This is a genomic window from Acinetobacter sp. USHLN143, assembly GCF_037145695.1.
GTDB lineage: Bacteria > Pseudomonadota > Gammaproteobacteria > Pseudomonadales > Moraxellaceae > Acinetobacter > Acinetobacter fasciculus.
Genome location: NZ_JBBCWZ010000017.1, coordinates 15267 through 40846, shown reverse-complemented (window position 1 = coordinate 40846; position 25580 = coordinate 15267). Strand labels below are relative to the sequence as shown.

Annotated in this window: 20 protein-coding genes and 5 pseudogenes; 14 read left to right on the top strand and 11 right to left on the bottom strand. The window is 42.8% G+C overall.

What is annotated here, in order from left to right; translation table 11 throughout:
• From WFH18_RS06840 to WFH18_RS06805, 8 genes and pseudogenes are all read right to left on the bottom strand, one after another.
• Complete coding sequence (locus WFH18_RS06840) at window positions 1-282, bottom strand: hypothetical protein (RefSeq protein WP_044113081.1); 282 nt, start codon at window positions 280-282, stop codon at window positions 1-3.
• Between the two features lie 42 nt (window positions 283-324).
• Window positions 325-936: a DUF4198 domain-containing protein gene (locus WFH18_RS06835; RefSeq protein ID WP_103800509.1), complete on the bottom strand. Its 612-nt coding sequence runs from the start codon at window positions 934-936 to the stop codon at window positions 325-327.
• 71 nt (window positions 937-1007) lie between these two features.
• The gene (locus WFH18_RS06830; RefSeq protein WP_103800510.1) at window positions 1008-3164 is read right to left on the bottom strand and encodes a TonB-dependent siderophore receptor; all 2157 of its coding nucleotides are present in this window, start codon (window positions 3162-3164) and stop codon (window positions 1008-1010) included.
• A gap of 305 nt (window positions 3165-3469) precedes the next feature.
• Window positions 3470-3922: pseudogene (locus tag WFH18_RS06825) on the bottom strand (IS481 family transposase); the annotation flags it as partial.
• Between the two features lie 61 nt (window positions 3923-3983).
• On the bottom strand, window positions 3984-5084 hold the full coding sequence (locus tag WFH18_RS06820; RefSeq protein ID WP_336754716.1) for an ABC transporter permease: 1101 nt from the start codon (window positions 5082-5084) through the stop codon (window positions 3984-3986).
• Window positions 5081-6211 carry an ABC transporter permease gene (locus tag WFH18_RS06815; RefSeq protein WP_121980431.1) on the bottom strand — a complete coding sequence of 377 codons (1131 nt, stop codon included), beginning with the start codon at window positions 6209-6211 and terminating at the stop codon, window positions 5081-5083. The genes WFH18_RS06820 and WFH18_RS06815 overlap by 4 nt, the downstream gene beginning before the upstream one ends.
• On the bottom strand, window positions 6211-7341 hold the full coding sequence (locus WFH18_RS06810; protein ID WP_103800513.1) for an HlyD family secretion protein: 1131 nt from the start codon (window positions 7339-7341) through the stop codon (window positions 6211-6213). The genes WFH18_RS06815 and WFH18_RS06810 overlap by 1 nt, the downstream gene beginning before the upstream one ends.
• A gap of 11 nt (window positions 7342-7352) precedes the next feature.
• Window positions 7353-8813, bottom strand: a complete 1461-nt coding sequence (locus tag WFH18_RS06805; protein ID WP_336754715.1) for a TolC family protein — start codon at window positions 8811-8813, stop codon at window positions 7353-7355.
• Window positions 8814-9045: 232 nt separating this feature from the next.
• On the opposite strand from WFH18_RS06805, the pseudogene WFH18_RS06800 reads away from it, so the two are divergent.
• The 7 genes and pseudogenes from WFH18_RS06800 to bioD all read left to right on the top strand — a co-directional run bounded on the left by WFH18_RS06800 (window position 9046) and on the right by bioD (window position 15775).
• A pseudogene (locus WFH18_RS06800) lies at window positions 9046-9913 on the top strand (IS982 family transposase).
• A gap of 147 nt (window positions 9914-10060) precedes the next feature.
• The gene (bioB, locus tag WFH18_RS06795; protein WP_004812090.1) at window positions 10061-11050 is read left to right on the top strand and encodes a biotin synthase BioB; all 990 of its coding nucleotides are present in this window, start codon (window positions 10061-10063) and stop codon (window positions 11048-11050) included.
• Between the two features lie 65 nt (window positions 11051-11115).
• Entirely contained in the window at window positions 11116-11826 is a 711-nt protein-coding gene (locus tag WFH18_RS06790; RefSeq protein ID WP_103800515.1) for an alpha/beta hydrolase, read from the top strand.
• An 88-nt stretch (window positions 11827-11914) separates the two neighbouring features.
• Window positions 11915-13195: an adenosylmethionine--8-amino-7-oxononanoate transaminase gene (gene bioA, locus WFH18_RS06785; protein ID WP_100358244.1), complete on the top strand. Its 1281-nt coding sequence runs from the start codon at window positions 11915-11917 to the stop codon at window positions 13193-13195.
• Entirely contained in the window at window positions 13192-14361 is a 1170-nt protein-coding gene (locus WFH18_RS06780) for an 8-amino-7-oxononanoate synthase (protein WP_100535634.1), read from the top strand. Before bioA ends, WFH18_RS06780 begins: the two co-directional genes overlap by 4 nt.
• The gene (gene bioC, locus WFH18_RS06775; protein ID WP_103800517.1) at window positions 14328-15113 is read left to right on the top strand and encodes a malonyl-ACP O-methyltransferase BioC; all 786 of its coding nucleotides are present in this window, start codon (window positions 14328-14330) and stop codon (window positions 15111-15113) included. The genes WFH18_RS06780 and bioC overlap by 34 nt, the downstream gene beginning before the upstream one ends.
• Window positions 15110-15775 (top strand): dethiobiotin synthase, encoded by a 666-nt coding sequence (bioD, locus tag WFH18_RS06770; RefSeq protein WP_004733123.1) that lies wholly within the window; start codon window positions 15110-15112, stop codon window positions 15773-15775. Before bioC ends, bioD begins: the two co-directional genes overlap by 4 nt.
• Window positions 15776-16196: 421 nt before the next feature.
• Here the strand turns inward: bioD and WFH18_RS06765 are convergent, their stop codons facing one another.
• Together WFH18_RS06765 and WFH18_RS06760 are read right to left on the bottom strand one after the other, a co-directional pair.
• Complete coding sequence (locus WFH18_RS06765; protein WP_004282152.1) at window positions 16197-16538, bottom strand: histidine kinase dimerization/phospho-acceptor domain-containing protein; 342 nt, start codon at window positions 16536-16538, stop codon at window positions 16197-16199.
• Window positions 16539-16727: 189 nt separating this feature from the next.
• Window positions 16728-16961 (bottom strand): hypothetical protein, encoded by a 234-nt coding sequence (locus WFH18_RS06760; RefSeq protein WP_225554309.1) that lies wholly within the window; start codon window positions 16959-16961, stop codon window positions 16728-16730.
• 288 nt (window positions 16962-17249) lie between these two features.
• Here WFH18_RS06760 and WFH18_RS06750 point away from each other — a divergent pair, with 288 nt between their 5' ends.
• The 4 genes from WFH18_RS06750 to lldD all read left to right on the top strand — a co-directional run bounded on the left by WFH18_RS06750 (window position 17250) and on the right by lldD (window position 21201).
• Window positions 17250-17402, top strand: a complete 153-nt coding sequence (locus tag WFH18_RS06750) for a hypothetical protein (protein ID WP_370940781.1) — start codon at window positions 17250-17252, stop codon at window positions 17400-17402.
• Window positions 17403-17626: 224 nt separating this feature from the next.
• Window positions 17627-19291 carry an L-lactate permease gene (gene lldP, locus WFH18_RS06745; RefSeq protein WP_004282148.1) on the top strand — a complete coding sequence of 555 codons (1665 nt, stop codon included), beginning with the start codon at window positions 17627-17629 and terminating at the stop codon, window positions 19289-19291.
• Between the two features lie 17 nt (window positions 19292-19308).
• Complete coding sequence (gene lldR / locus WFH18_RS06740) at window positions 19309-20052, top strand: transcriptional regulator LldR (protein ID WP_004282146.1); 744 nt, start codon at window positions 19309-19311, stop codon at window positions 20050-20052.
• Between the two features lie 3 nt (window positions 20053-20055).
• Window positions 20056-21201, top strand: coding sequence for an FMN-dependent L-lactate dehydrogenase LldD (gene lldD / locus WFH18_RS06735; RefSeq protein WP_004282143.1), 1146 nt, complete (start codon window positions 20056-20058; stop codon window positions 21199-21201).
• Between the two features lie 353 nt (window positions 21202-21554).
• On the opposite strand, the pseudogene WFH18_RS06730 reads toward lldD, so the two are convergent.
• Window positions 21555-21653 (bottom strand): annotated as a pseudogene (locus tag WFH18_RS06730) (VF530 family DNA-binding protein); the annotation flags it as partial.
• Window positions 21654-21773: 120 nt separating this feature from the next.
• On the opposite strand from WFH18_RS06730, the pseudogene fruB reads away from it, so the two are divergent.
• The 3 genes and pseudogenes from fruB to pfkB form a co-directional block, all read left to right on the top strand.
• Window positions 21774-22902, top strand: a pseudogene (gene fruB / locus WFH18_RS18515) (fused PTS fructose transporter subunit IIA/HPr protein); the annotation flags it as partial.
• A gap of 86 nt (window positions 22903-22988) precedes the next feature.
• Window positions 22989-24638, top strand: a pseudogene (gene ptsP, locus WFH18_RS18510) (phosphoenolpyruvate--protein phosphotransferase); the annotation flags it as partial.
• Between the two features lie 6 nt (window positions 24639-24644).
• On the top strand, window positions 24645-25577 hold the full coding sequence (pfkB, locus tag WFH18_RS06720; protein WP_336754714.1) for a 1-phosphofructokinase: 933 nt from the start codon (window positions 24645-24647) through the stop codon (window positions 25575-25577).
• Window positions 25578-25580: the final 3 nt, after the last annotated feature.

Genomic DNA, 25580 nt, shown 5'->3' with positions numbered 1-25580 from the left:
TTAACCTATGAAGCGGGAGATGGTAAATAAGCTAAGGAAAGGAAGCAGGCTATAGACCGAAAGCTTTTTTAAACTCTGGATACAGAAGATGCCAATCACAAAACAGACATAAAAAATCAGGGCAATAACGGCGGCCAAATAGACGGATTCTGCTTTGGGCAGAAAAGCCTGTAGAAAGTAAGCCAGATCGAATGCGATCAAATAACTGCACAAGTAGCCCATCCCAAAGCTCATGCCTAAGCGATAGAAAATGGCGAGTGGCTGCACTACAACAGACATCATATTTGGCCTTGAATAAATCTATACTGATGAAAATCTAAAAACTTAATAAACAAAACTTAAAGTCGTCACCAGATACTGTTTTTTATAGGCCTGCTGATTCAATTTTCCGGCCTTGTCTGCTTCTTTGCCAACTTCAATGACATATTGACCTTTCCATGGCGTGGCGATCGTAATCTGGCCTTGGCCGTTGGTGGTGTATTTTTTTAGCCAGAATTGCGGGGAAAAGACTGTGACTTCAACATCCGCAGCAGCTTTACCCTGATACAGTACCGTAAATGTATTGCTGTTGATCTGGGTCGGGACAATATCCAGTTCTGACTCTGCTTTCAAGTTTTTTCTGCCGGATTTGGCATGATAGCTCAGCAATGATTCTCCATAGATCAATTCATGAGTGAGCTGGACATCGGTCTGGCCTTGGGTTGCATAGAGCAAATGATCCTGTTGCATTTGAGGACTAAATGTTTTTTTGGCCTGAACGGCCTTTGCCTGATTGAAAGACTTGAGGGCACCTTGCTGAGTTTCTTTGAGCTGTTCACTATATTCACCAAAGAACGCATGAGTCTGCTGATTTGTGCCACGTTCTAGCCAAAGCATATGCGCCTGAGCTGAAAGTGTCATAGACAGTCCAAGGGTCAAAGCGATCATTTTTTTCATTTGTTTTACCTATTTTTGTGTATGTAGTGATGATTTAGCCCTGAACATGTCATTAAGGCTAAGCTTGAAAATCAGTATTTAAATTTCACGGCAACGCTGTAATTCGCTGGTGCACCATAAAAACCTTGCTGATTGGGGAAATTGAATAGGTATTTTTCATTGGTCAGGTTATTACTATTGGCTTGCAAGGTCATATGCTTATTCAACTCATAGCTGGCCATTAAGTTCACGAGCGCATAGGCATCCTGTTCAATGACTCCAGCTTTCTGGGTAATCACTCCATTGGTGGTTGCTTCAGGCACATCCAGATAGGTTTGATCCTGCCACTGCACACCAAGGCCCAGTTTCAGTTTTGGAAGTTGTGGCACCTGATAGGTAGTTAAAAGATTAAAAGACTGGGTTGGATTGAAGGTACGCGCATCACCGCCATTGATCAGATCTTTCAGGCTAAACTGGGTATAACCAAAGCTTAAGTTAAAATGGTCGGTCAGTTGTCCCGCCAAGCCAAACTCGTAGCCTTGGGAACGCAGGTCACTGACCTGAGTTGTGCGTAAAGTCGGAATACCATCAGAATCACGAAGCGGATAATTACTTTGCTCCGTTCTGAACACGGCCATAGTTGCGGTAAGCTTGTCATCTAGCCAAGAACCTTTTACTCCGACTTCATAGCTTTCACCTTCGATCGGTTTGTTAATGCTGACTTCATCTGCTTTGGTGGTTTGCGGACGGAAAATCGAGGTATAACTCAGATAGCCTGTATATTCAGGGCTAAAGTTATAGGTCAGACCGGCATAGGGTAAAACTTTATCTTCATCATAAACAGTATCTTTTCCATAACTACTGCCACTGCTTTCAGCCTGAACGTAGTTCGCACCTAAAAGCAGTTTCAGATCATCATTCAGATGCAGTCGGGTCGCAGCATAAAGGCTCTGGTTCTTCTGCCGGATATGCATTTCACCACTGGTTTTCGACATATCCCAGCTTGGTTCTTCGGGTGTAAAGCTGGCTAAATCTGTGGTCAGCGGATTGACAAAGCTGCCAGCATAACCCAATTCATCCAGACGATTTTTGGCCCAGACATAGCCCAATGAGGCTTCATGGCGTTGTCCCCAAAGCGGATAGGTGCCGCTAAAACTCAGGCTGGCTTGTTGTTCTTTATTGTCATCAATATACATGCCTGGGTAGAGGAAGATGCCTGAAGTGCCATTTGCGCCAGGTTTGCCGGACAGAAACAAGAGCTTTGAATCGCGTTGTGTACGTTTTTCATCATAGGTCAGTTTGGCTGTCCAGTCGCCACCCAGTTTTTGTTCAAGCTCGGCAAAGTAACTTTTAATATTGCTATCCCAGTGGGCCCAGCTTGGACTGTAATTATAATTCCGTGAGTAACTGAGCTGCTCACCTTCAGTATTGATCAGTGGATTAGAACCCCAATTGACACCATTCGGCTTGTGATTGGTTTCAGTATAGCCAGCAGTCAATAGAGTTGTGCCAGTAATATCTGCCTCCACAACAGCACCTATGCCGTTTTTTTCCAGTTCATAACGATCCAGATAACTGTCGCCTGTTTGTTGATAGCCAAATACACGACCTCTGACTTTTCCATCTTGGGTGAGAGGAGAGGATACATCTACTTCATAGCGCTGCGTATTCCATGAGCCATAACTGGCATTAAAGGCTGTTTGAAGGTCGGATGTCGGGCGTTTGCGAATCATATTAATAGTTGCGCCGGGATCGCCAATTCCATTATTTAAGGCATTCGCGCCTTTGACCACTTCTACACGGTCAAACAAAAAACTGTCTGGATTATCATTATTATAATTATAGCCTTCGAGTGGAATACCAACGCCATCGACTAAAACATTTGAAATCTCGAAACCTCGGGCAAGGTAGGAGGTCCGTTCCGTTTCCTGATTGCTGACGATAATGCCAGGGGTATTGCGCAGTACGTCCCGGGTATTATCCAAGGCAAAGTCATCCAGTTGCTGGCGGGTAAGGACATTGACTGTTTGCGGCGTTTCCTTAAGTGGAATATTCAGTTTTGAGGCGGTTGACGAGTTTTGGATGATATAGGCTTTACTCTGTTCAGAGCTGAGCTCACTCTGTTCTGATTCCGCTGTAACGGTAATCGTCGGTAATTGCTGAGTATCATCGGCAAAACTTTGTTGTGTAACTAAAATCGAAAAACTGAGTAAAGATAGTTTAAATGATGAAGGAACGGTAGAAGACATTTTAGTTAATGTAAATGATAATAATTATCACTAATTTTATTATTTAATATCTCTTAAAGCAATCTCAACATAACAGGAAATATGAATGAAAAATGGGTTAATGATAGGTAAATTTCCAAATAAAACTTTAATGTAAGGATAGGGAGCAATAAATATCACTATTAAAAAGATGTTATTACCTTACCTTTGTGCTCCTGAAAGGCTTTGCTACACTAATAACTAACACTATGATTTTATTATATTTATTTTTTATTAAAGTTTTATAAGACCCTTAAAAATCAGTATCGTGAAAAATATTTATGCAATAAAGCCACGAAGAGATAAAGCTTATCCTGTGCTGTTTGCATCTCAGCGATGTCGATATGAAAGTAACAATTGAAGCGCTTCCTGACAGGGCGATCACCTTGTACCTTAGGCAGTCATGAAATACTATGCCGCTGCAAGCAGCGGTGTAACGACGAGCGTGTCAGATAAGGAATACTCGGCTGCAATGCATAAAGGCAATCGTCTAGCGGCAACAAAGTGCGTTTTTGAAAAGCAACAATTGCCGCCTCATCTTCAGGCGATAACACGCTTGAGCGAGGATTCTTTGGGCCGGTTGTAAGATCATCTACTGAAGTACGTTTCTTCCATTTTGCGACGGTTTTTTGATTGATGCCGTAAAGCTTGGCTAGCGTTCTTGAGCTCTCTTGACTATTTTGTATTGCTCGACGCACTGTCTGTGTCGTTGTGACGCTGCTGTGTAGAACTTGTCCCATAGTGCTTCCTTCCATTTCTCTAAGAATGTTGCACCATTAAAATCTGGGACTAAACATCTAGCTAGAAAGTTCCACAGTTTGAAATTAAACGTCGATAAGCCAGGAAAAAGCACAAGCTACCGATCATTCCAAGATAGAGCAGTTTAGGCAAGATCAGTGTTGTAGTCACACCCATTTGATTGAGTTGAATAAACATCTGCACAATTTGGGTAGAGGGCAGGATTTCGCCAACGACTTGCATCCAGGTGGGCATGGCAGCATGCGGCCAGGCCGCACCAGATAAAAAGAACAGCGGAATAGAAGTGAATACAATGACATGCCCCGCACGTTCCGGCAGATCCAGAAAACTGGCAAATAGGCAGGTCATGCCCATTATCGTGTAGATAAAAACTGGAACAGCCAGTAGCATCCCGAGAAGGTTGCCACCGCGCGGATAATCAAACAGCCAGAAGCTGAAACCGAATAAATAGAAACATCCCAGACAGCCGATGGTGAAGACGGCTAAGCACATCCCAGTCAATGCATTTACGTTTAATTCTATTTTTCTTTCCCGATATACCAAAATCAGCATACTCAAACCTAAAAGAATGGTTTGGTGGATAATTAAGGGTGCAACCGCAGGAAAGACATAGCTGCCATAGCCGGACAGCGGATTAAATAAAGGAATTTGATGCACAGAAAGAGCGGGTGAAAAATCCGAGACCTCGCCAAAGCGTTCAGTATAGTCTGCCAACGTTTGCTCAACCGATGTGGCTAAGCCCAGACCAATTTGTTTGGTCACTAAAAAGTTGGCTGTGCTTAAATACAGGCCAATGCCACCTGTTTCACCATGCCTTAAGCTTTGCGATAAATTGTCCGGTAGCAGTAAAATGCCATCAGCTTTTTGTGACTCCACCCCTTGTTTGGCTTCGGCAAAATTTCCGGTAATCGCCTGAATTTCGACATTGGGGCTTTGTGCCACCTGACCAATAATGCGGGTACTTAAGCTACTTTGTTCTTCATCGACAATAATAATCGGTAAGGCTTCAGCCTGCTGTGCCTGATAAGCGGTCGGATAAAAAAAGCTGTAAAACAAGACGGATAGAATCAGCGTGGTAAAGATCGTGCCGTGACTGACGATATCTTTAAAGCTTTGTAGATAGTAAAACCAAAGGGATTTCATGGTGTTGCTCCTTTGGCGATTTTTTTAAGAAATAGATAAGCCAGCAGAGCGTAGACTAGGGCATAGATCAACAGCATCAATCCAGCTTGCAGTGAAATATGTACTGGACTACCAATCACCCATTGTTCAGTTTGTAATTTGGCATAGGGCGTAAATGGAATAATATTGGCCCAAAACTGGGTGAACAGGGGCGCATTATTTAAAGGTAGGGTCACACCGGCAAAGCTCAACGATGAACCCCCATAGACCGCAATGAGGCCGAAAGATTTACTTAAATCTTTGGTCGCCAGAACCACTGCACTGCTTAAAAATGCATAGGCGCTATACAGCAGAAATTGCGCCAATAGAATCAGGCTGAGTGAGCCGGCAACAAACCAGCCGCGAATCTCAATCAGCCAGAACATCCAGATCCAGGTCCATAGACTAAAAATAGCCACATAGACCAGGTTCTTAGACAGCAATGCCATCCAGATGGACGAGTTGCTGATCCAGCTTGTTAAGGTCTGTCGCTTCAGTTCCTGACCGACGGAAAATGCCACACAACAACATAGCAGTAAATGCAGAATTGCCGGAATGACATAGGGTTCCAGATAGAATTCATAATTCAGTTGTGGATTATACAGCGGCGATATTTTGATATGCGGCGACGGTGCTTCGAGAGAAGGCAGCCGGTTGCCCAGATATTGCTGTCCGCCAAATTCAGCCAGTGCTTGCAGGGTACTGACCAGCATGGCAGAGGAGATGGTATTTCCGATACTGAAATAACTCTGGTTAAAGGCAATACTGATGTCAGCATCCCGGGCACGAACCAGACGTTGCTCGGCACCGCTGGGAATATGGATATAACCCCAAATTTTATTTTGATTTAGCAGGCGCTCAATCTCAGCTGTTTGTTCCGACACCGTAGCAATTTTAAGAGTATGATTCAGCGCCACATGCTGATAAATGCTTTGACTCAGCGCACTCTGGTCTTGATCAATAATCGCAATCGGTAAATGATCCGGTTTCCCTTGAGCAAACATGCTGCTGAATAAAATAATCACCAGTGCAGGTGCCAGCGTGACCAGACACAGATCCCATTTTTCTCGGAGCAGATAGCGCAGTTCGCGCCATATACCCGTCCACATTATCGGGTCTCTTTCAGTTTAAATAACACGCTCATCCCGACTCTGAGTTCAGGAATTGCTGGTGCGGGCACAAGATGCAGCTTAAAACTTCGTACATCATAACCGCCGGTTTGGCGTGTGGTCTTAATGGTGGCAAATTCGCCCTCGGCACTGATCTGCTTGATTTTAAAAGTGGCGGTTTTATCTAGGGCGGGAATATAACCTTCAATACTGCTCATTTTCTGAAACGGGGCATATTGGTCTTCACGAATATTCAGGCTCACCCACATTTGATCTTCAATCAGGCTGACCACAGGGACTGCGGTGGCTACCAGCTCCGAGACTTTGCCATAGGTTTTAGACACCGTTCCGTTTACAGGTGCTACTAATTGGGTTTCTGCTTCTAAAGCATTGGCTTCATCCAGCGCAGCCTGGGCAATATCTACCTGTGCATCGGCGGAACTCTTTTGCTGCGAAGTGCTGCCACGTTTGGCACGTGCGTATTGCTGATACGCTGCTTCTGTCATTTGTGCTGCTGATTGACTGGCTGCATACAATTCATCACGGCGCTGGCGTGAAATCACACCTTCCTTAAATAAATTTGCACCACGCTCATAAGAAACTTTGGCTAAATTTTGCTGTGCTTTCAGCGATTGCCAGTTGGCATACAGGCTCGCGATATTTTCTTCTTGCGAGCCACGTTCAGCAGTCGATTGTAAGGCCAGCGCAGATTGTAAAGCCGCTGCGGCTTGCTGTTTTTTGGCCTGAATTTCCGGGCTGTTTAAGCGCACCAGTACATCGCCTTTTTTGACCCGCTGACCTTCTTCTACATAAATTTCTTCAATACGGCTTGGCACTTTGGTCGCCACCTGAACTGTTTCAGCTTCTACACGACCCTGCAATTCCAGCGGAGCCGGTTGGTAGCTTTTCCATAATCCAAATGCGATGACTGCCAGCAGAACTGGAATTAGGGCGAGCAATAAATATTTTTTCTTTTTAGCGATTTCAGGAGCTTGTTGTTGCTCGGTCGAAGTCGTCGCGTTGTTTTCTATTTCAGTTTTTGTTTCTACCTGTTGTGCAGGCGATTTTTCTGTATCGCTGGATGAAGCCGCTTCATTCACAGGATCATTGAGTTTTTGATCTTCGTTCATGTTCGGCTCCATTAGCGAATATAGTGGGTGTTGGTATGTTGGATGTAGTTCGGAAATTCTGCAATCGAGCCATGGCTTTGTAATAGGGTGGCCAGTGACATCACATATTTGTAGGCATTCAAGGCAGTTTCAGCTCGTAGTCCGCTCAGCATATTTTGTGCATCGATGACCTGTGTGGCGGTGCCCATATCTTCTTTAAAGGATAATTCTTGGATGCGTAAATTTTCCTGTGCGGCTTTCAAGTTTTGTGCCAGAAGTGCATCACTTTGCTGTGCACTGAGTGCTTCGCTATAAGATTTATAAATCAGATTTTCAATTTCCTGCTGGGTGCGTGCAGTGAGCAGTTCTGTGGCAGAGCGTTTGAGTTCGGCAGCCTGAATATTTTTGTTTTTATCGATCCCGGAAAACAGGTTATAGCGTGCGGCAACTCCGACAATCCAGTTTTCATTTTGATCCAGACTATATTCGCCAAAAGCAAAAACATTCGGTTTTTTCGCTGCTTGCTGGGCTTTGACATTGGCTTGAGCCAATTGGGTATCCAGCTGCATTTTTTGAATCAACGCAGAGTTTTGACTAAAAGTTTTCAGCAGATGATTTAAGGCCTGTGGCTCGGTTTTATTGACAAATAAAGGCGTCGAAAGTTCGGTGATGCTACTTCCTTGAAGCAGATTATTCAGCTGGAACAGGGCAGCATTCAAATTGGCTTGTGTGTTTTGCTGGCTGCGCTCGGCATTATTGCGTGCCACTTCAAACTGCATGCGCTGGCCTTTACTGATAAAACCTTGCTGTTCCATCTTTAAGGCATTGCGATAATGCTGCTGCATGGCATTCAGGTTAAACAGCGCAGCTGCATGCAGTTGCTTTTGAAGCTGCAAATTGAAATAACTTTGAATCAGTTCAAAACGCTGCGTATCTTGCTGCTGTTTGTTGCTGAGCTGACTACGACCGACCTGAATATTGGCGATTTCTTTAGCGCTGCTTGTCAGTCCACCGGTATAAAGCGGCATCATGACTGAAACCGTCGGGCGAATCACCTGATCATCCAGCACGACATGCGAACTATCAGGAATTAAGCCAACTCCATTTTGAATAGGTTGTCTTAAACTATTTTTTAGCGGGTCAGCCAGACCCCCTAAGTTCAGTTCATCAATTCTATTATTTACACCATCCGTTAAGGATTGCTCTAAATTATTTTTTAATGCACCCAAAGGCAGATCGAGTTCATTATGAAAGGCATACGCACGAACATTCAGGTCGACTCGTGGCAGACCTATACCTTTCACTGCTTCAGCTTCAAGTTTTGAGGCCTGTTCCAGACTTTGATAGGCTTGGCTGCTATAAGAATTTTGCAACAACTGACGTTCAGCGTCCTGAAAGCTGATGCTCTGTGCATGAGCAAAGCTGCCATACATCATCGATGCAAGCAGATTTAAACCCCAGACAAGCTGTCTTTTATTTTTCTTTAAGTTCATAAAGTCGCTAAACTGATTTAAAGCCGGTAATGTTATCCGGCTAGTATAAATCAAAGGTATGCAGATAGAACTAGTGTAAAGTTATAGTATTGTTTCTTGTGCATTTGTCTATAAAAAAGGAAGCTTATGCATCCTTAATTAACCCGAATCGCGGATAAGAAATTGACTTGAAAAATAAGAGGACTAGAGCCATCAGTTGAGTTACCACACCAAACTCACAACTCTAGTCCTGATGTTCAATAGTACCGAATTATTCTGCGTAATTGATGATTTTTTCTTAAATTTGAAGCAACTTATTGGGAATTTCTCAAACAAAACCGTGGTTCCTTAAGAATCAGAACTGCTCAACTTACAATTTCAGAAATCTGCTTTATTGCCATTTGGTACAAATGCTCTCATTTCAATAATTTCAAAGCCTTTTTCACCTGGTTGAAAGAAGATAAAAGCCATTTATTTAAGTACTTGCCTTGCTATCAAAGGATGATTCATCTGATCAATATGCATGAATTAGCTCTACACGCTTTACATGTGGCACTGATGAAAGGCCAAGGTACACAATATTTATGGATTAATTCAACAACTCTGCCAGTTTGTAAAAATCAACGTATTCAGCATCATAAATCATTAGTCCAAATTGCATCACGTGGTAGAAGCTCAATGGGCTGGTTTTATGGCTGTAAATTACATATTGCGATGAATCAATTTGGTGAAATTGCCTGTTTTGCTTTATCGAATGGACATGTTGCTGATATAAAAATGGTGGAGCAATTGGTTGCTGGTATAAAAGCAAAACTTTACGGGTATCGAGGTTACATCAGCCAAGAATTAAAATTAGATTGAAATATCAAGGTATTGATTTAATTACTTATCATCGAAAGAATATGCAGGCTATTCAACTCTGTGCATCAGATGAATATCACCTAAGACAACGCAATAAGATAGAAACATTATTCAGTTTATTGAAGGGGCAATACAATTTAGTGACGAGTAAAGCACGTAGTCTTCATGGGTTTCTGAGTGGAATTTACGCCTCACTATGTGCATATCAACTCACTCATCAAAATAAGCCAACAATTCAAATTAAGGAATCATCGGCTTAAGCAGGATTCGAGTTAAATAAGCTTTCAAAATAGCTTGATACACTAAAGCTATTTTAAGCAGGCAATGAATATGAAAGAAAACGCTAAAGAAAAATAAAAAAAACAGCGTATGATTTACTCAATGGAATTTTAGATGATGCAGACAAGATGATCCGTAATGATTGGTCACGTGCCGAAATACAAGAAATTTATGACTTGCCTTTAATGGATTTACTGTTTCAGGCACAGCAAATTCATCGCCAAAACTTTGAACCGAATACTGTTCAGGTCAGTACTCTGCTTTCAATTAAAACGGGCCGTTGTCCGGAAGATTGTAAATACTGTTCGCAATCTGCACATTATGATACTGATCTGGAAATTGAAAAACGCGTAGAAGTACAAAAGGCGATTGCTGAAGCCAAACAGGCCAAAGCTTCCGGTTCGACCCGTTTTTGCATGGGCGCAGCATGGCGTAACCCGCATGAACGCGATATGCCGTATGTGCTGGAATTGGTGCAGGAAGTCAAGAAACTGGGCATGGAAACCTGTATGACCCTAGGGATGCTGAATGCCTCACAAGCGGAACGTCTGAAAGATGCAGGGCTAGATTATTACAACCACAACCTTGATACCTCACGTGAATATTATGCCAATGTCATCAGTACACGTAGCTTTGATGACCGCTTAAATACGCTTGATCATGTGCGTAATGCCGGAATTAATGTCTGTAGTGGCGGTATTGTCGGCTTGGGCGAAGGCGTACAAGACCGAGTCGGTTTGTTATTTGAACTAGCGACTATGCCGATTCACCCGGGTTCGGTGCCCATAAATATGCTGGTTCCTATTGAAGGCACACCACTGGCCGATGTTGAAAAACTGGATGTGATTGACTGGATTCGTACTATTGCGGTAGCACGGATTATTATGCCGAAGAGTTATATCCGCTTGTCGGCAGGTCGTGAATCTCTCTCTGACTCTGATCAGGCACTGGCATTTATGGCTGGAGCTAACTCATTATTTTCAGGTGATAAATTGCTTACTGCCCCGAACAGTGGTGAAGGTAAAGACAAAGCCTTGTTTGCTAAATTAGGCTTAAAAGCTGAAGCTGCCAAGAAAACAGCTAAAGAATTGGCTGTAGATGCGATGCAACCTGCTTAATTAATCGTGTAACAAACAGGGATCATTTCAACTTGAATTGGTCCCTTTTTATTGGAGCAGACAAAATGAAGATACTGATGATTACGGGTTGGGGGCTAGGAACAGCGGTCTTAACCCCGTTTGTAGAACAGTTACGGCAGCAGCATCAAGTTGAAGTATGGGATATTTTTGATCCTAACGTGGAAAGTATTTTGGCCGAAAAAGTTAGGCAGGCGAGTTCTTTTGATGTCTTGATGGGATGGTCTTTGGGTGGACAGTTGGCACTTTTGCTGGCTAATGAAATCCAGCAACAATTGAAAATTGCCAAGCCAGTGATTTGCTGTATGTCAAATCCCTGTTTCGTGGCCAACGAAGCATGGCCACAGGCAATGCCAGTTGAACAATATACACAATTTAAATCCTCCATACTGGCTGATCCAAAACGCGGGATGCAGCGCTTCTGTACCTTGGTCACTTTAGCTGGCGCAGCAGCGCGTGAACGTGCAAAATTATTGCACCAACAGTTAAATAGTATTGATTTAAACTATCAGGTTAAGCATCTTTATCTATTGCAGCAATTAAATCTAGTGGATATCTTAAAAAATCATTCAGTCAAGATGCTATTTATATTTTCCGAGAATGATATGTTGGTTCCTTACAAAGTTAGTCAAGAATCCGTGTTTTTAACAACCCAAAATCTGAATTTGGTAAAAATACAGGGCACGCACGATGCCATCCTTTTTGATACCAAGTTACTCGTTGAGCCAATTTTAAAATTTTTAGCCGATCTGGCTTAAGCAAAAAGAGATTGGTAGCTCTTGACGTTTCATTTTCAGATTTAACGCGCTAAGATCAGTTTTAGTTTTAATAATTGGGGTAAATTCTGTGCAGGACGCTTTTGATCAACAGCATATTTGGCATCCTTATACCTCCATGACACAACCCTTGCCATGTTACAAAGTTAAAGCTGCACATGGTGCAGTCATTGAACTTGAAGATGGTACCGAGCTGATTGATGGCATGTCGTCCTGGTGGTGCACAATTCACGGTTATAATCATTCTGAACTCAATCAGGCTGTAACAAAACAATTAGAGTCGATGTCACATATCATGTTTGGTGGTTTGACTCATCAGCCTGCGATTGATGTGTCTAAACTGCTACTCGAGATCACGGCGCCTGAACTGGATAAAATTTTCTTTGCCGATTCCGGCTCGGTCGCGGTTGAGGTGGCGTTGAAAATGGCTGTGCAATATTGGAATGCACGTCAGCAACCACAAAAAACTAACTTTGTTACCACACGCTCTGGCTATCATGGCGACACCTGGAATGCCATGTCGGTTTGTGATCCTGTAACTGGTATGCATCAAATTTTTGGTTCGAGTTTGCCGAACCGTTTATTTGTTCCGGCACCTCAAAGCCGTTTTGATGGGGCATGGCAACCCGAAGATATACAGCCACTTGAGCGCCTGCTGGTACAGCAGCATCAACAGATTGCTGCCATGATCATTGAGCCGATTGTGCAAGGTGCAGGCGGGATGCGTTTCTATCATCCAGAATATTTAAAGCAAGCTAAGTTGTTGTGTGAAAAGTACGATGTACTGCTGATTTTAGATGAAATTGCCACCGGTTTTGGCCGCACTGGAAAACTATTTGCTTATGAACACGCTCAGGTCACACCAGACATTATGTGTATCGGTAAGGCATTGACTGGTGGTTATATGACCTTGTCAGCGACCTTAACCACTCGCCATGTAGCAGAGACGATTTCAAGTGGTGAAGCGGGTGTGTTCATGCATGGCCCAACTTTTATGGCTAATCCGTTGGCCTGTGCGGTCGCATTAAAAAGTACCCAGCTGTTACTGGCTCAAGACTGGCAGACGCGTATTCAACAGATTGAAAGTACACTAGAACAATATTTACTGGATTTAAAATCCTTGGCACAAGTCAAAGATGTGCGTGTCCTCGGCGCAATTGGCGTGGTTGAGCTACATCAAACTATTGATTTAGCGCGTTTTCAGGCTGAATGTGTATGCCGTGGCGTCTGGATTCGTCCTTTTGGCCGTCTGGTCTATGTCATGCCGCCATATGTAATTTCAACACAGCAACTTGAAACTTTATTAAAGCATATGCGGGAGATGATTCAGCAGATAGAGGCAGTAGCATGAACCATCTTGAGCATTTCCAGCAGCAGCTAGATGACTTGAAACAGCAAGGGCAATATCGCCAGTTTAAGTCCAATATTTCTAGCCAGCCAAGATTGCAACTCAATGGCCAAGAGATGCTGAATCTGGCATCCAATGACTATTTAGGTCTGGCATCCAACTTAACGCTACGTGAAGAATTTTTTGACCTCACGCCGATGTCTGAGCGATATATGAGTTCAAGCTCTTCACGTTTACTGACAGGAAACTTTCCCAATTTTGAACAACTTGAAGCACAGATGTCACAGGCTTTTGGACGTTCAGTACTGCTGTTTAATAGTGGTTATCACATGAATATCGGGATTCTTCCTGCGCTCAGTAATGCTAAAACCATGATCATTGCTGACAAACTGGTACATGCCAGTATTATCGACGGGATTCGTTTATCTAAAGCTGGCTATGTGCGTTACCGCCATAATGACCTGCAGCATTTGACTCAGTTTTTAGAAAAATATCAGTCAGATGAATCTATCCAGCGCATTATTGTGGTAACTGAATCAATTTTCAGTATGGATGGGGATGAAACAGATTTAGCTGCTTTGGTGGCATTAAAACAGCAGTTTGCAAAAGTCATGCTCTATGTCGATGAGGCACATGCAATTGGTGTGCGCGGTGAACGTGGATTGGGCTGCGCAGAACAGTATCAAGTATTGGATCAGATTGACTTCCTGGTCGGTACCTTTGGCAAGGCTTTGGCTTCAGTTGGTGGTTATCTGGTCTGTGCGCCAGTGATTCGTGACTATCTGATTAATAGCATGCGACCTTTAATTTTTAGTACCGCCCAGCCGCCACTATGTATGGCCTGGACTAGATTTATTTTTCAGAAGGTACAGCAGCTTCAGGCGGGACGAGTACATTTGGCAGCATTGGCTGTACGCTGTCAGCAGGGCATTCAAGACTTGGGATATCACTGTCCGTCAACTTCGCAAATTGTGCCGGTACTGATTGGTGAGGCAAAACGCACCATTCAGGCGGCTGAAATTATGCAACAGCAGGGATTTTATGTGCTACCAGTACGTCCGCCAACGGTTCCTGCCAATACCTCCAGACTCAGAATCTGCCTGAATCAGAACATTTCTGCGGATGAGCTGGATGCATGTCTGCAGGTGCTGAGGAATTTGCCGCGATGAACAGCAAACAAATTGCCCAACGTTTTGCTCAGGCAAATCTCAGTTATGAGCAGCATGCGCTTGTACAAAGTGCCGTAGCGGCAGAGTTGATGCAGTTCATGCAGCAGCATGTAGCACAACCACATTTGCAAAGAGTATTGGAAATTGGCTGCGGTTCAGGGTTTTTTACCCGGCTTTTTATGCAGTATTACAGCTTTGATCATTTATTTTTAAATGATCTATATGCCGAAGTGAAGCAGCATTTCCCGGAAGCTGATCGGCTTTTGTGGGGAATTGGTAATATTGAAACCTTGCCACTGCCGCAGTCTCTGGACATGGTGCTGTCGTGTTCTGCATTGCAATGGATCTCGGATTTAAAAGCATTGTTGCTCAACATTGCGCAGGCCTTAAATCCCTCTGGGCATCTGTGTTTTGCCAGTTATACGGACAATAATTTAAAGGAAATTAAGGCACTGACCGGACAAGGCCTGGATTATCTGCCTTTAGCGGAGGTCTGTGAACTGCTTGAATCCTTAGGCTTTGACATTCTGCTGCAGACAGAAGAACAGATGACCTTGCATTTTGAGCATCCGAAACAGGTGTTACAGCATATCAAAGCCACTGGTGTACAGGCGACGGCACAGGGGTTTCGGTGGACAAAATCGTCCTTACAGGATTTTTATACCGGCTATCAACAATTCCAAGACCCTGAAAGCAAACAGTATGCACTGACCTATCATCCGGTTTATGTCATTGCACGGAAGACAGCATGAGCGCACAGATTTATTTTGTCAGCGGCATTGATACCGCAATTGGTAAAACCTTTACTACTGGTTTTCTGGCCAAAAATTGGAATGAGCAGGGCATTCGTACCATAACCCAAAAGCTGATCCAGACCGGAAATGTCGATATATCAGAAGATATCGAACAGCATCGTGCAATTATGGGTTGTGGATTGTTACAGGAAGACCAGCAAAAACTGACCATGCCGGAAATTTTTACGTATCCGGCTTCACCGCATCTTGCTGCGCGGCTGGATGGGCGAGCCATTAACTTTGAACAGATTCATCAGGCTACCGAACAGCTGGCTGCGGCCTACGACTGTATTTTGCTGGAAGGTGCCGGTGGTCTGATGGTGCCCTTAACCGAAGAGTTCCTGACTATTGATTATATTCAGACACATAATTATCCGGTGATTCTCGTCACTTCAGGGCGTTTAGGCAGTATTAATCATACCTTGCTGAGTCTTGAGTTGTTAAAACTCCGCGGGGTTCAATTATATGCCATTGCTTTTAATCATGCAGATAACTCCAAAGATCCCTTGATCGCTGAAGATACCATTGCTTATTTAAAACAGTATTTGCAGCGTGATTTTGCTGATACGACATGGGTTGATATTCCAGCTTTAAATTTAGCCCTGTCTTCTCATAAGTAAGTGATCCGCTTGCAGCGAGGCTGATGTGAATGCTTAAATATTGAGGTTGCGCCACTGTAAATTGAATCTGATAGCCATATTTGTTTAACACCATTTTCATCAAATATAAGTCTAGCCTATGCCCATTTTGCTAGGGAGATTTATGCCAGAAACGCTGTCCCAAGTATGCATATCTTCAACCTTTGATTATCATTATGAATGATCAGCACACATGCAGCATAGCAATTGAAATGGTGTTTGCCTGTGCATGCAATAGAGCATTGTTAAGTAGGTTTTTAAAGACGGTATCTAGTTCAAAATCGGGTAGGGCAATTCGGGTCAGGCTCGGTCAGTCAATTGTTAAACTGGGTTCAATTTCCGGATAAAGCGACTGTAAATCGGCAATCACCTGAGTCAGGAGCCGTGGAATTTCAATACTGTACTAGATATCACTCAGTACTTGATCGGTAGATGAAAGTGCTAGAAGCTGTTCCAGTAGCTGGGTACATCGGCGGATACCAAGGTGTACCTGCTGCAAGCTCTGTTGCAATTTGGGCGAGCTTGCCTGTTGTTCTGCCATCAGTTGTGCAAGCTGAATATGAGTTTTGATCGCGGTTAAAGGACTACGCAATTCATGGGCGGCGTATGAACTAAATACTTTTTCATTTTCCGGATTTTGATGCAGTTTATGTATTAAGTGCTTAGAGTTTTGAGCAAAGGACTGTACCTTGGAAGGCATTACTTTGGCATCTAAGGTTTTTAAATAGTGAGTAGCATCATTCACTGATAAATTTGGCTGACTTAAAAGGTTGAAACTTCATCTAAGGCTTTAAGCTCTCGACGAATAATCAAAACGATTAAGTCTATACATAGCAATAAAGACAAAATTATTGGTATTAATACCGATTATAAAATCTTTTTGAGCAATTATCCACGTAGGAACATCCGCTCTGCTACCACCACTTGAATATCCTCACGACGTAACACATAACTGAGCCTCACCTTGTTGCTTTGTACTAAAGCCAACTACTTGGTGGCTTAAATCTTTCGGTGCACCTCGGGTTTTTGCTACCACATGCTGAACGACACTGACGTCAGAGCCAAATAAAGACACTTTATAGGCAATCAACTGCTCTTGATTGGTGGAATGAAGTTGTTGGGCTAGTACATTTTCATCCAAGTTTTGCATCGGCAGTTGTTGAGTCAATCGAGCGACCATTGGATGGCTGAATCAAACCAAATTGATGTATTTCCTTGACTGAGCAAGGCTTTATTGTAGGTAGATCAACTGGTTGTACGATAGATCTTGGGTGCAGACCTCTTCATTTAGAAATTATATTCCCCAAGAAGCTTTCAGTGGTAGGTTTGTGCAACAAAGCCTCTTGCAAATAAAGGCTATCAAGGGATTTATACATTGTATCCAAATAGTTTATGGCCATTAAAAGCAAAAAAGCACTAAAAACCAGATCTCGAGCTAAAACTTTATAACCAAGAAATCAATAAAAGAAGAATTGGGATTGAACAGGTATTTGGAACTTTGAAAACCTTCAAAATCCTTGCCGAGCGATATCGCAACCCTGGCAAAAGACTAGGATTAAGATTTAATTTAATTGTGGGAATCTATAATTTTGAGCTGAGTAAAAAGTGAATTATGAAAGAAATCTAATATATAAAATTTTAAGAGATTATAAAAATTGGTCATACCAAAAAATAAATTAAATCTTTTATATTGTGTTTTTGGGCTAATATTACTAATATCGCCAATACAAAATGCACATTTTATCTCTTAAACACTAAATTGGTCATACCAATTTAGTGTTTAAGTACAATAAACTGTTCAATCTAGTAGTTAAGCATTTCAAGGAGTAGACAATGCTTCAACAGTGGCAACAAATTTATGATCCTATAGGCAATATCTGGATTTCGAGTGCTATTGCGCTAGTTCCAATTATTTTCTTTTTTTTAGCGTTAGCTATTTTTCGCATGAAGGGTAGTGTAGCCGCTACAATTACCGTTTTTTTAGCCTTTCTGGTCTCATTATTTTTATACAAAATGCCAATTGGAATGGCATTAGCATCAATGGTCTATGGATTCTTCTACGGCCTGTGGCCAATTGCATGGATTATTATCGGTGCAGTTTTTATATATAAGATTTCAGTAAAAACAGGACAGTTTGATGTTATTCGTTCGTCTATTCTGTCAATTACAGAAGATCAACGTCTGCAAATGCTATTAGTTGGGTTTGCTTTTGGTACGTTTTTAGAAGGTGCGGCAGGTTTTGGTGCGCCCGTCGCAATTACTGCGGCACTGTTGGTGGGACTCGGCTTTAAGCCTTTATATGCGGCTGGGCTATGCCTGATAGTTAATACTGCACCTGTTGCTTTTGGTGCAATGGGAATTCCGATCATTGTCGCTGGGCAGGTTTCAGGTGTTGACACCATGGAAATCAGTCAAATGGTTGGTCGTCAGTTACCCTTTATGGTGCCAATTGTATTGATCTGGATCATGGCAATCATGGATGGTTGGCGTGGGGTTAAAGAAACTTGGCCTGCTATTTTAGTTGCCAGCTTATCTTTTTCTTTAGCGCAATATCTAACATCAAATTTTGTTGGGCCTGAGTTACCCGATATCACTGCTGCAATTGCATCATTAATCAGTTTAACTATCTTACTTAAGTATTGGAAACCAAAACATATTTTTCTTTTTGAGGACAAAAATATACAGGTAGATGAAACTATTATCAAGCAAGCTCGTAAACAATATAGTGTGGCACAGATAGCCAAAGCCTGGTCTCCATTTCTGATACTTACAGCAATGGTGACGATCTGGAGCATCAAACCTTTTAAAGATTTATTTGTTAAGGACGGCCCATTAAGTGATTTAGTAGTTTCAATTAAAGTGCCGTATTTGCATCAATTGATTCAAAAGCTACCACCTGTCGTGCCTGAAATTAAAGATTATGATGCGATTTATAAGTTTGATTGGTTATCAGCAACGGGTACGGCGATTATATTGGCGGCATTGATCACGATTATTTATTTAAACATGAAACCTAAAGAGGCAGTTTCGACATTCTTTGAAACCGTGAATGAACTAAAAACCCCAATTTATTCGATTGGTATGGTACTGGCTTTTGCGTTCATTGCAAACTATTCAGGTCTGTCAGCAACGCTTGCTTTAGCACTGGCACATACGGGTCAGGCTTTCACCTTCTTCTCACCATTCTTGGGTTGGGTTGGAGTGTTTCTTACAGGTTCAGATACTTCAGCTAACGCATTGTTTTCAGCGTTACAAGCAACTACAGCACAGCAAATCGGTGTGCCTGAAGTCTTGTTAGTTGCTGCCAATACCAGTGGTGGAGTAACAGGTAAGATGATTTCCCCTCAATCAATCGCGATTGCTTGTGCAGCAGTGGGTTTAGTTGGTAAAGAATCTGATTTATTTAGATTTACAGTAAAACACAGCATTATCTTTACGGTGATGATTGGTATTATTGTGACCTTACAAGCTTATGTTTTCCCGTGGATGATTCCGTAAACGGGTCAAGGAAAAAAATGAAAGTCTCCGACAAAGTGGTACAGCGTTTACGTCTGTTGATTGAAAAAAATAATGTGCAAGTCGGAGAGCGATTGCCTGCTGAACGCCAACTCTGTGAACAGTTAGGTGTGTCTCGTAGCTCTTTACGTGAGGCGATTCAACAACTGATTACCGCAGGGATTATTCAGAGCAAAGCGGGTGCAGGCACCTATTTAAAGCAGTTGCCTGCACATTGGTCACAGTATCAAATCGTTGAGCCATTATCCGGTTTGATGGATCAGGATCCTGAATATCGTTTTGATGTACAAGAAGCTCGTATGGTGCTTGAAGGTGGTACAGCATGGTATGCCGCACAACGTGCCACACCCAGTGATTTGATCAATATTCGTCAATGTTTTGAGCAGATTAGCCATTTTCAGGCTTTAGGTGATGATGCCCACGCAGCAATAGCGGATGCGAATTTTCATCTGGCGATTGCAGAAGCATCCCACAATCTAGTGCTGATCCAAATGATGCGTAGTTTGTTTGATTTATTGCAAGACAACGTGATGTTAGGGCGACGTAAAGTTTACACCACACCACAACATTTTGAACAATTGCATGACCAGCATTTTGAGGTGATGGACGCAATTGAACGTCAAGACTCAGAGACTGCACGTAAGGCAGCTTGTGGGCATATTGAATTTGTTGTTCAACGCGTACGTATGATCGATGAAGAAGAAGCTCGTCGTCAACGTTCGAGTCGATTAAATAGGACATAAGTTATGATTATTTCTTCTGCAAATGACTATCGTGAAGCTGCGAAACGTCGTTTACCGCCATTTTTATTTGAATACATCGATGGTGGTGCCTATGCGGAATATACTTTAAAGCGTAATGTAGACGATTTATCAAAAATCGCTTTACGTCAACGTGTGTTAAATGACATGTCTGAGCTGAGCTTAGAAACGCAATTGTTTGGTGAAAATTTGGCGTTGCCAGTGGCATTGTCACCTGTAGGTCTAACGGGTATGTATGCGCGTCGTGGTGAAGTTCAAGCCGCGGTTGCCGCAGATAAAAAGGGCATTCCATTTACCTTATCAACAGTTTCAGTTTGTCCAATTGAAGAAGTGGCACCTGCGATTCAACGTCCGATGTGGTTTCAACTGTATGTACTACGTGACCGTGGTTTTATGAAAAATGCCTTGGAACGTGCTAAAGCCGCAGGCTGTTCTACCTTAGTATTCACAGTCGATATGCCTGTTCCAGGTGCGCGTTATCGTGATGCACATTCAGGAATGAGTGGTAAAAATGCTGCAATACGTCGTTATATGCAATCGTGTATGCACCCACACTGGGCTTGGAATGTCGGTTTATTGGGTCGTCCGCATGATTTGGGTAACATTTCGAAATATTTAGGTAAGCCGACAGGTCTGGAAGATTATATCGGTTGGCTGGGAAATAACTTTGACCCTTCAATTTCTTGGAAAGATCTTGAGTGGATTCGTGATTATTGGGAGGGTCCCATGGTTATTAAGGGGATTTTAGATCCTGAGGATGCCAAGGATGCGGTACGTTTCGGAGCAGATGGAATTGTGGTCTCCAATCACGGTGGTCGTCAGCTTGATGGTGTTTTGTCTTCTGCTCGTGCGCTTCCTTCAATTGCAAGTGCGGTCAAAGGTGACATCAAAATTTTAGCAGATTCAGGGATTCGTAACGGTCTTGATGTGGTACGTATGTTGGCTATGGGTGCAGATATTTGCATGCTTGGTCGTGCATTTGTATACGCACTTGGTGCTGCCGGCGGTTCTGGGGTAAGTAATTTACTAGATTTGATTGAGAAAGAAATGCGTGTGGCAATGACATTGACTGGTGCAAGAACCATTGCAGATATTACATCGGATTGCCTGGTCAAGCTAGAGAAAGAGTAAGCGATTTAATTACTCACATTACTAAGGCTTTGCCAACTTTCCTTTGAAAAAAGAGATTTTTATCTGAATAATTTGGGTAAACAAAGCTTCCTTTTGAAAAAAACCAACCTTGGCAAGAGTCACCGACATAAAATACACTAAATAACATAATTGGTACGTTAATAAACTCTATATATAACAGTTATATAGAGTTTTTATTTTGTGTGACGTAATTTAAGGTGGGGTCGGATACTTTGATTTTTGGTCACTAATTTATTGTGATAATCAACAATAATAACCAACATACATATGCTTAATCTAAGGGTATTTTACTGACTGGTATAATTTTATGATGAGAGGGGTGTTGCCTGAGGTTACGGTTTCTGTTTGGCCTTTTGGCGTAAGACGTACAAATATAAGCTTTCTACTTTTTCACGTGCCCATGGTGTGGTACGCAAGAATCGTAATGATGATCATGAAGATAAAATCAAAAAATACAGATTTTTGTGTAAATCCTGAGTAGAATTCGACTTTTATTTTTTCTCCAGTAAAAAGGCATAGCTTTTCACTATGCTATTTTGCAAGGACGCTTTATGCTCGCGCTAGATATACAACATATTCGAATGAAACAACACGCCACTGATAAAGCACAAGCTTTGCAATGTCTAGTCGATATCTTGGTCAAAGACCAGTTGGTTACACCTGATTATATTCATGGGTTGACCGGGCGCGAACAACAAAGTGCAACGTATTTAGGGCAAGGAATTGCCATTCCGCATGGGACGCCTCAGTCTCGCCAATATATTTTAAAAACTGGTATTCGTCTGGCGCACTTTCCTGAAGGAGTTGTTTGGGACGGTGAAAATAAAATTTATTTAGCAGTAGTGATTGCTGCGAAATCAGATGAGCATTTGCAAGTCTTACAAATTTTGACGCGGGCTTTAATTAATGATGTCGCTGATCAAGTGAAACAGGCTCAATCCGCAGAGCAAATTATTGCATTATTACAAGCCCAACCTGCATCTTTGGCATTGCATGAAAATTTAATCGCCACTCAAGTTCCCGCACTTGATGTAGAAGATTTAATTTGGCACGCAACACAGTTGCTGAAACAGCAAAAAATGGTGGAGTGTGGTTTTCTGTCGGGTTTAAATCTAAACAGCATGATTCATTTAGGGGAGGGGGTCTGGTCGATCACTTCTAACCAGCATGTTTTGAGCCCAGCTGTAAGTTTGGTAAAAGCGGAACAGGTTTTAAGCCATCAGCAGGAAATGCTCAAGACTTTGGTGTGTATTGCCAGTAATGAGCAACTGGATATGCAACGGTTTCAACGGTTAATGGATATTTTGTTTGATACTGAACAAGTTCATACCCTCAACCAAGAGCAAGATAGTCACCAGTTGGCGCAGTTAATTGGTGCTGAACTGATTCCTGATTGGCCATCTCGTCGTATTGTCTTAGCTAATGCTCATGGTCTACATGCGCGTCCCGCGACACACTTGGTCAATATGACTAAGAAATTTGCAGGGGATGTTCTCGTTGCTGTAGATGAGGGGGCTTACGTTTCGGCAAAAAGTTTAACCAAATTATTAGCCATGGGATGTCGTCGTGGTCAAACTCTGACTTTTATTGCACAACCCGATACCGATGCTGTAGCAGGCTTAGAACAGATTATTGATGCAGTTAAACAGGGCTTAGGAGAAGAGGTTGAAGCTGTTGATTTTGTATCTCATCAGCACAGCAATAGTGACCCAGTCGTAAATACTTTGGAATTAATGCCTTTTGAATCACATGGCGATACGGGTAGCTGCGGTATTGCGGCATCAACTGGCCTTGCTTTTGGTCCTGCTCATGTGGTGAAGCCACGCGAATTTAGTTATGAACGTCGCGGACAGAGTTTTAAAGCTGAGAATGAAAAGCTTGAAATTGCGCTTCATCAGGTGAAAAATAGCTTACGTCAATTCATTGCACATACTGAATCTACTGCCATTAAGCAGATATTCATGGCACATTTGGAAATGCTGGATGATCCAGACCTCCTCCAAAGTGTACAACGCGGTTTAAAACAGGGGTTGTCTGCTGCTGCAGCTTGGCATGATCATATTGAAGTGGCTGCTACCGCACAGGCTGCACTTAGCGATCGTTTACTTGCAGAGCGTGCGGCTGATTTAAGGGATATTGGTGAGCGAGTTTTGGCTGTTTTGTGCGGTGTGGCCGATGTCACAGAACCCGAGCAACCTTATATCTTAATTATGCATGATGTTGGCCCGAGTGATGTAGCGCGTCTGAATAAAGATCGTGTTGCAGGCATTTTGACCGCGGTTGGTGGAGCGAGTGCCCATAGTGCTATTGTGGCACGTGCTCTGGCTATTCCAGCAGTCGTAGGTGCAGGTGTAGCTGTTTTAAATATTGAGAACCATGCCACCGTGCTAATTAATGGGGATACTGGGGAGTATGTGGTCTCACCCGAGCAAAATCAGATTGATCATGCCATTGCAGAGCGCCAACGCCAGCGTGAGTTGCGAGAACAAGCGGAACAGCATTGTTTAGAACCTGCCATCACACTGGATCAACATCAAGTTGAAATCGCAGCCAATATTGGCAAAGTGGGCGCTACGATACAGGCTGTGGCCGATGGGGCAGAAGCAATTGGTTTGCTACGCACAGAATTGGTCTTTATGTCACACAGCAGTGCGCCTGATGAGGCTACACAGGAAGCCGATTATCGGGTGGTGTTAGATGCTTTGGCAGGTCGTCCATTGGTGGTACGTACACTTGATGTGGGCGGGGACAAACCTTTGCCGTATTTGCCTATTGAAAAGGAAGAAAATCCATTCTTGGGCTTACGTGGTATTCGTCTGACTTTACGTAAGCCAGAGTTGTTACGTCAGCAATTGGTTGCTTTACTTAAAGCAGCGGATAATCGCCCATTAAGAATTATGTTTCCGATGATTGGGCGGGTTGAAGAATGGCGAGCAGCAAAAGCAATTTTGGATGAGGTTCGCATACAGCATCCATGTGAAAACTTACAAGTCGGTATTATGATTGAGGTTCCTGCGGCAGCATTGTTGGCTCCAATTCTTGCTCAAGAAGTTGATTTTTTTAGTATTGGAACCAATGACTTGACTCAATATACTCTGGCGATTGACCGTGGTCATCCACTGTTGTCTGCTGAAGCTGATGGCTTACATCCGAGTATTTTGCTATTGATTGATCAAACTGTTCGGGCAGCACATCAGCATGGTAAATGGGTGGGCATTTGTGGTGAATTGGCTGCTGATCCAAAAGCTGTGCCTGTATTGATAGGCTTGGGCGTGGATGAGTTGAGTATGTCGAGTACCAGTATTCCATTGGTGAAGGCGCAAATTCGTGGTTTGAACTATATAAATTGCAAACAGGTCGCACAGCAAGCCTTAAGTTGTGACAGTGCGTCTGCCGTACGTGCATTGGTGGAGTAATTACGAATGGCTAAGATATTAAGCATTACTCTGAATCCTGCAATTGACCTCACCGTGCAATTGGATCAACTAAAAGTTGGCGAGGTCAATCGTCAGTTAACGGCCCAAAGCCATGCAGCAGGTAAAGGCTTAAACGTGGCACAGGTCCTTAAGGATTTGGGACATGAACTGATTGTGAGTGGCTTTTTGGGGCAAGAAAACCGTCAAATTTTTGACCATCATATCCAGCAAGAGCAATTTGATAACCAATTTATTTATGTTGCAGGTGAAACACGACAAAACATTAAAGTTGCAGAAGCTTCTGGTCAGATGACTGACATCAATGGCAAGGGCTTTTTTGTAGATACCTCAGCAAAACAACAACTATGTGAACGTTTATCTCAACTGATTTTAGAGGTTGATGTGATTGTGATTGCTGGCAGTTTGCCACAAGGGTTTTCTGCAGAAGAGCTTTCGACACTGATTTTATGGTTACAGTCTGCGGGTAAAAAAGTCGCAGTAGATACCAGTGGTGTTGCGTTGAAAGCAGCAATTGCTGCCCATCCTTGGTTGATTAAGCCTAATACAGATGAGTTGACGGAAACTTACCATTTGCCAGCAGAAACGTTTGCAGAACAGCAGCATCTTTTTGCCAGTTTAAATAGTCAGATCGAACATATTGTGGTCTCGATGGGTGAAAACGGGGTGAACTGGCTTCACCGCACGCACCCCCTGCATGCTACTGCACCGAAGGTCACCGTCCAAAGTACTGTGGGTGCGGGAGATTCTTTGCTGGCAGGTATGATTCATGGGTTGTTGAGTTCAACTTCCCCAGAAGAAACATTGAAAACAGCAACCGCAATTGCGAGCAATGCTGTGACCCAAATTGGGTTTGCTCTTCCAGACTTTACTGTTATTGAAGATTTGAAATCGCAAATCTCAGTCCAATCATTGAGTTAATAC

Bases quoted from the DNA above. Each gene is read 5' to 3' on its own strand.
- WFH18_RS06840 (WP_044113081.1), bottom strand. From the start codon at position 282: ATGATGTCTGTTGTAGTGCAGCCACTCGCCATTTTCTATCGCTTAGGC.
- WFH18_RS06835 (WP_103800509.1), bottom strand. From the start codon at position 936: ATGAAAAAAATGATCGCTTTGACCCTTGGACTGTCTATGACACTTTCA.
- WFH18_RS06830 (WP_103800510.1), bottom strand. From the start codon at position 3,164: ATGTCTTCTACCGTTCCTTCATCATTTAAACTATCTTTACTCAGTTTT.
- WFH18_RS06820 (WP_336754716.1), bottom strand. From the start codon at position 5,084: ATGAAATCCCTTTGGTTTTACTATCTACAAAGCTTTAAAGATATCGTC.
- WFH18_RS06815 (WP_121980431.1), bottom strand. From the start codon at position 6,211: ATGTGGACGGGTATATGGCGCGAACTGCGCTATCTGCTCCGAGAAAAA.
- WFH18_RS06810 (WP_103800513.1), bottom strand. From the start codon at position 7,341: ATGAACGAAGATCAAAAACTCAATGATCCTGTGAATGAAGCGGCTTCA.
- WFH18_RS06805 (WP_336754715.1), bottom strand. From the start codon at position 8,813: ATGAACTTAAAGAAAAATAAAAGACAGCTTGTCTGGGGTTTAAATCTG.
- bioB (WP_004812090.1), top strand. From the start codon at position 10,061: ATGATCCGTAATGATTGGTCACGTGCCGAAATACAAGAAATTTATGAC.
- WFH18_RS06790 (WP_103800515.1), top strand. From the start codon at position 11,116: ATGAAGATACTGATGATTACGGGTTGGGGGCTAGGAACAGCGGTCTTA.
- WFH18_RS06780 (WP_100535634.1), top strand. From the start codon at position 13,192: ATGAACCATCTTGAGCATTTCCAGCAGCAGCTAGATGACTTGAAACAG.
- bioC (WP_103800517.1), top strand. From the start codon at position 14,328: ATGTCTGCAGGTGCTGAGGAATTTGCCGCGATGAACAGCAAACAAATT.
- bioD (WP_004733123.1), top strand. From the start codon at position 15,110: ATGAGCGCACAGATTTATTTTGTCAGCGGCATTGATACCGCAATTGGT.
- lldP (WP_004282148.1), top strand. From the start codon at position 17,627: ATGCTTCAACAGTGGCAACAAATTTATGATCCTATAGGCAATATCTGG.
- lldR (WP_004282146.1), top strand. From the start codon at position 19,309: ATGAAAGTCTCCGACAAAGTGGTACAGCGTTTACGTCTGTTGATTGAA.
- lldD (WP_004282143.1), top strand. From the start codon at position 20,056: ATGATTATTTCTTCTGCAAATGACTATCGTGAAGCTGCGAAACGTCGT.
- pfkB (WP_336754714.1), top strand. From the start codon at position 24,645: ATGGCTAAGATATTAAGCATTACTCTGAATCCTGCAATTGACCTCACC.